General features: G+C 72.3%; 5 protein-coding genes. 4 read left to right on the top strand and 1 reads right to left on the bottom strand.

Going from position 1 to position 5,540, the window contains the following annotated elements; translation table 11 throughout:
• Window positions 1–143 precede the first annotated feature (143 nt).
• Window positions 144–1,127 (bottom strand): UDP-glucose 4-epimerase GalE, encoded by a 984-nt coding sequence (gene galE / locus ACFU99_RS31385; RefSeq protein WP_384398463.1) that lies wholly within the window; start codon window positions 1,125–1,127, stop codon window positions 144–146.
• A 290-nt stretch (window positions 1,128–1,417) separates the two neighbouring features.
• Here galE and ACFU99_RS31380 point away from each other — a divergent pair, with 290 nt between their 5' ends.
• The 4 genes from ACFU99_RS31380 to ACFU99_RS31365 form a co-directional block, all read left to right on the top strand.
• Window positions 1,418–3,250: a DUF5941 domain-containing protein gene (locus tag ACFU99_RS31380; RefSeq protein ID WP_384398465.1), complete on the top strand. Its 1,833-nt coding sequence runs from the start codon at window positions 1,418–1,420 to the stop codon at window positions 3,248–3,250.
• Window positions 3,247–3,999 carry a sugar phosphate nucleotidyltransferase gene (locus tag ACFU99_RS31375; RefSeq protein WP_384398461.1) on the top strand — a complete coding sequence of 251 codons (753 nt, stop codon included), beginning with the start codon at window positions 3,247–3,249 and terminating at the stop codon, window positions 3,997–3,999. Before ACFU99_RS31380 ends, ACFU99_RS31375 begins: the two co-directional genes overlap by 4 nt.
• Window positions 3,987–5,048: an iron-containing alcohol dehydrogenase family protein gene (locus tag ACFU99_RS31370; RefSeq protein WP_384398459.1), complete on the top strand. Its 1,062-nt coding sequence runs from the start codon at window positions 3,987–3,989 to the stop codon at window positions 5,046–5,048. Before ACFU99_RS31375 ends, ACFU99_RS31370 begins: the two co-directional genes overlap by 13 nt.
• The coding region (locus tag ACFU99_RS31365) for a CDP-alcohol phosphatidyltransferase family protein (protein WP_384398457.1) at window positions 5,026–5,540 on the top strand (515 nt) is incomplete at its 3' end. The genes ACFU99_RS31370 and ACFU99_RS31365, both read left to right, overlap by 23 nt.

Genomic DNA, 5,540 nt, shown 5'->3' with positions numbered 1-5,540 from the left:
CCCATGGACGAGCCTCCCGAGTCCGCGCCGCTCGGCCGGCGGCGGCCGGCCGAGCTCCAGCCAACTACAGGCGGGGGGCACCGGCAACGCGGCCGCGATCACCTCTGCTCACGGCTCTGACCTGCGGCAACGTTCTCTCGGGCTCAGCCTTCGAGCGCCTGCGGGCGGTGGTGGCACCAGCCCTCCCAGGCCGACGCGACCATGGAGCGCACATCGTGCCGGGTGCCGAACCCCAGCTCCTTCGCGGCCAGTTCGCACGACGCGATGACGCGCGCCGGATCGCCGGGGCGGCGCGGCTCCACCACCGGCTCCGGCCCCCGGTGCCCGGTGATCTCCCCGATCAGATCGGCCATCTCGCGTACGGACACCCCCTCGCCCGTGCCCACGTTCACCGTCAGGTCGCCGCCGCCGCGACCGGTCAGCGTCCGGGCCGCCGCCAGGTGCGCCTCGGCCAGATCCTCGACGTGGACGTAGTCGCGGACGCACGTGCCGTCCGGCGTCGCGTAGTCGTCGCCGAAGATCCGCGGGGCCTCGCCGCGCGTGATCCGGTCGAACATCATCGGGATGATGTTGTACACCCCGGTGTCGGCCAGCTCCGGGCGCGCGGCGCCCGCCACGTTGAAGTACCGCAGACAGGCCGTCTTCAGGCCGTGCGCCGCGCCCGCGGCCCGTACCAGCCACTCGCCGGCCAGCTTCGTCTCGCCGTACGGATTGATCGGCACGCACGGGACGTCCTCGGTGACCAGGTCCACGTCCGGCATGCCGTAGACCGCGGCGGACGAGGAGAACACGAAGTTCTCGACCCCGGCCGCGACCGACGCGTCCAGCAGCTCCGTCAGCCCGCCCACGTTCTCCCGGTAGTAGTGCAGCGGCCGCTCCACGGACTCGCCGACCTGCTTCTTCGCCGCCAGATGCACCACCCCCCGCACCTCGTGACCGGCGAGCGCACGGTCCAGCAGCGCGCGGTCGGCCACCGAGCCCCGCACCACCGGCATCCCCTCCGGCAGCCGCTGGGCGATGCCGCTGGAGAAGTCGTCGAACACGACCACCCGCTCACCGGCCGCCGCCATCGCCCGCGCCACATGCGCCCCGATGTATCCCGCCCCACCTGTGATCAGCCACGTCATGACGGCACCCTATCCACACCACGGCGACACGCTCATTTGTTCAGCGCGCCGGTGATCGACCATGCTGTCGCTTGCACGAGCCCCCGCCCGGCCGGAACTTGTGACGGCCCCCGGACGTCCTGTCTGCCGGGGGAAGCCGGGGTGCACGTGCGGTGAACGGCGCCCACCGGTGATCCGATAGCCTCTGCCGACGTGCCGCCCGCCCGAGAAGGGCCGAGGCGTACCCAGCCCGCTGCCCGGACGCCTGTGGACCCGTGGCCGCCATGCCAGCTTCCGAGGAGTGAGTTCGTCTGTCCACCGCCATTCTCACCGGCCCGCCGGTCGTCGGCTCGTCCCTCGCGGGCGACCTGCGGTCGCTGGGCTTCGACGTGCGTATGGCGGCCGACGCCGCCGATGCCGCCGCCCAGCTGGCCGCACTCCCGCCCCAGGGACGCGTGGCGCTGGTCGACACCCGCTTCGTGGGCCATGTACACAGCCTGCGCCTCGCCCTGACCGACCCCCGCTTCCCCGCCGCCGCCGTCACCGGAGCACTCACGGCGCAGCCCGAGGCGCGCGCCGCCCTCTCCCGAGCCGTCACGGCCGCCGCCGAGAGCGCCCCCGGCGCCGCGCACACCACGGTGACCGCCGCCGCGGCCGTACTGCCCGACGAGATCGCCGACACCCTGGACACCGAGGGCACCGCCGTCCACCGGCCCGACCTCGGCGTCCTGGTCGCCGTCGCCCCGACGGCCCCCGAGGCGCGCGCCGCGGCCCGCGCCGACGTCGACGCCGTCGACGAGGAGGCCGTCCGGCTGCGCACCGCGGTCAAGTCCCGCGACGGGTTCTTCACCACCTACTGCATCAGCCCGTACTCCCGGTACATCGCCCGCTGGTGCGCCCGCCGCGGCCTGACCCCCAACCAGGTCACCACCGCCTCCCTGATCACCGCGCTGATCGCCGCGGCCTGCGCGGCCACCGGCACCCGCCCCGGCTTCGTCGCGGCCGGCGTGCTGCTGCTCGCCTCCTTCGTCCTCGACTGCACCGACGGACAGCTGGCCCGCTACTCCCTCCAGTACTCCACCCTCGGCGCCTGGCTCGACGCGACGTTCGACCGCGCCAAGGAGTACGCCTACTACGCGGGGCTCGCCATCGGCGCCGCCCACGGCGGCGGCCACGATGACGTATGGGCGCTGGCGCTCGGCGCGATGGTCCTCCAGACCTGCCGCCACGTCGTGGACTTCTCCTTCAACGAGGCCAACCACGACGCCAGCGCCAACACCAGCCCCACCGCCGCCCTCTCCGACCGGCTCGACAGCGTCGGCTGGACGGTCTGGCTGCGCCGGATGATCGTGCTGCCCATCGGCGAGCGCTGGGCCATGATCGCGGTGCTGACCGCGCTCACCACCCCCCGCATCGTCTTCTACGTGCTGCTCATCGGCTGCGCGCTGGCCGCCTGCTACACCACCGCGGGCCGTGTGCTGCGCTCCCTGACCCGCAAGGCCCGCCGCACCGACCGCGCCGCCGAGGCCCTCGCCGACCTCGCCGACTCCGGCCCGCTCGCGGACGGCGTCGTACGGACCCTGGGCCGCACCCTGCCCACCGGCACGTACAACGCCCCCTTCTGGGCCCTGCTCGCCGCCGTCTGCCTCTTCGTCGGCCCGGTCCTCACCGGCAACGGCGGCACCTGGCGGGCCGTCCCGCAGGCCGTCGTCTACGCGGTCTTCGCCGGCTGCGCCGTCGCCCGGCCGCTCAAGGGCCCGCTGGACTGGCTGGTCCCCCCGTTCTTCCGCGCCGCCGAGTACGGCATCATCCTGCTGCTCGCCGCCCAATCGGGGGTGAACGGGGCCCTGCCCGCCGCTTTCGGGCTGGTGGCCGCGGTCGCCTACCATCACTACGACACGGTCTACCGCATCCGCGGCGGCACCGGCGCGCCCCCGAACTGGCTGGTCCGGATGGTCGGCGGGCACGAGGGGCGGGTCCTGGCGGTCACGGTCGCCGCCGCCCTGTGGCACGGACAAGGTTTCACCATCGCGCTGACGGTCCTCGCGTCCGCCATCGCGCTCGCGGTGCTCAGCGAGAGCATCCGCTTCTGGGTGTCCTCCAAGGCGCCCGCAGTACACGACGAAACAGGAGAACCCGCATGATCGGCCTCGTGCTGGCAGCCGGCGCTGGACGGCGTCTGCGCCCCTACACCGACACCCTGCCCAAGGCCCTGGTGCCGGTGGGACCCGAGGGGGCGGAGGAGTCGATCACGGTCCTCGACCTGACCCTCGGCAACTTCGCGGAGGTCGGCCTGAGCGAGGTCGCCATCGTCGTCGGCTACCGCAAGGAGGCCGTGTACGAGCGCAAGACGGCGCTGGAGGCGAAGTACGGCCTCAAGCTCACCCTGATCGACAACGACAAGGCCGAGGAGTGGAACAACGCCTACTCCCTGTGGTGCGCCCGTGACGTCATCAAGCAGGGCGTGATCCTCGCCAACGGCGACACCGTGCACCCGGTCTCCGTCGAGCGCACCCTGCTCGACGCCCGCGGCCAGGGCCAGAAGATCATCCTCGCCCTCGACACGGTCAAGAACCTGGCCGACGAGGAGATGAAGGTCGTCGTCGACCCCGACAAGGGCGCCCAGCGCATCACCAAGCTCATGGACCCCGCGTCCGCCACCGGCGAGTACATCGGCGTCACCCTCATCGAGGCAGAGGCCGCCGAGGAGCTCGCCGACGCCCTCAAGGCCACCTTCGAGAAGGACCCCGACCTCTACTACGAGGACGGCTACCAGGAGCTCATCAACCGAGGCTTCCGCATCGACACCGCGCCGATCGGCGACCTCAAGTGGGTCGAGATCGACAACCACGACGACCTCGCGAAGGGCCGTGAGATCGCGTGCCAGTACTGACGAGGCTCATCCCCTCGCCGCTGGTCGTCGACATCCGCGCCGGAGCCCTGAACGACCTGGCCGGCGTCCTCGCCGACCAGCGCATCTCCAGCTCCGGCAAGCTGGCCGTCGCGATCAGCGGCGGCTCGGGCGCGAAGCTGCGCGAGCGGCTCGCGCCCGCCCTGCCGGGCGCGGACTGGTACGAGGTCGGCGGCGGCACCCTGGACGACGCGATCAAGCTCGGCGACGCCATGAAGTCCGGCCGCTACGACGCGGTCGTCGGCCTCGGCGGCGGCAAGATCATCGACTGCGCGAAGTACGCCGCCGCCCGCATCGGGCTGCCCCTGGTCGCCGTCGCGACCAACCTCTCGCACGACGGCCTCTGCTCGCCCGTCGCGACCCTCGACAACGACGCGGGCCGCGGCTCGTACGGCGTCCCGAACCCGATCGCCGTGGTCATCGACCTCGACGTCATCCGGGAGGCCCCGGTCCGCTTCGTCCGCTCCGGCATCGGCGACGCCGTCTCCAACATCTCCGCCATCGCGGACTGGGAGCTGGCCCACCGCGAGCGCGGCGAGGACATCGACGGACTCGCCGCCGCCATGGCCCGGCAGGCCGGCGAGGCCGTGCTCCGCCACCCCGGCGGCGTCGGCGACGACGGCTTCCTGACCGTCCTCGCCGAGGGCCTGGTGCTCACCGGCATCTCCATGTCGGTGGCCGGCGACAGCCGCCCGGCCTCCGGCGCCTGCCACGAAATCAACCACGCCTTCGACCTCCTCTACCCCAAGCGCGCCGCCAGCCACGGCGAGCAGTGCGGCCTCGGCGCGGCCTTCGCGATGCACCTGCGCGGCGCCCGCGAGGAATCCGTGCACATGGTCGAGGTGCTGCGGCGGCACGGCCTGCCGGTGCTGCCCGAGGAGATCGGCTTCGACACCGAGGAGTTCGTCAAGGTCGTCGAGTACGCACCGCAGACCCGCCCCGGACGCTTCACCATCCTGGAACACCTGGACCTGTCCACCGACCAGATCAGGGACGCATACGCCGACTATGCAAAAGCCATCAGTAGCTGAACTCCGACCGGTCGTTCACCCCGCGGGCGTGAAGGACCGGCGCAGCGGTGAGCACTGGGCCGGGCGCATGTACATGCGGGAGATCTCGCTGCGCTGCGACCGGTACCTGGTGAACACGCGGGTCACGCCCAACCAGCTGACCTACCTGATGACCGTCTTCGGCGTCCTCGCTGCCCCGGCACTCCTGGTGCCGGGGATACCGGGCGCCGTGCTCGGCGTGCTGATGGTCCAGCTCTACCTCCTGCTCGACTGCGTCGACGGCGAGATCGCCCGCTGGAAGAAGCAGTTCTCGCTCGGCGGGGTGTACCTGGACCGCGTCGGCGCCTACCTGTGCGACGCCGCGGTGCTCGTCGGCTTCGGCATGCGCGCCGCCGACATCTGGGGCTCCGGCCGGATCGACTGGCTCTGGGCCTTCCTCGGCGCCCTCGCCGCCCTCGGCGCCATCCTGATCAAGGCCGAGACCGACCTCGTCGGCGTCGCCCGCCACCAGGG

The sequence above is a fragment of the Streptomyces sp. NPDC057654 genome (genome assembly GCF_042800135.1).
Taxonomy (GTDB): Bacteria; Actinomycetota; Actinomycetes; order Streptomycetales; family Streptomycetaceae; genus Streptomyces.
The sequence above is the reverse complement of the archived record's forward strand: the minus strand, read 5'-3'. Positions and strand labels throughout refer to the sequence as shown.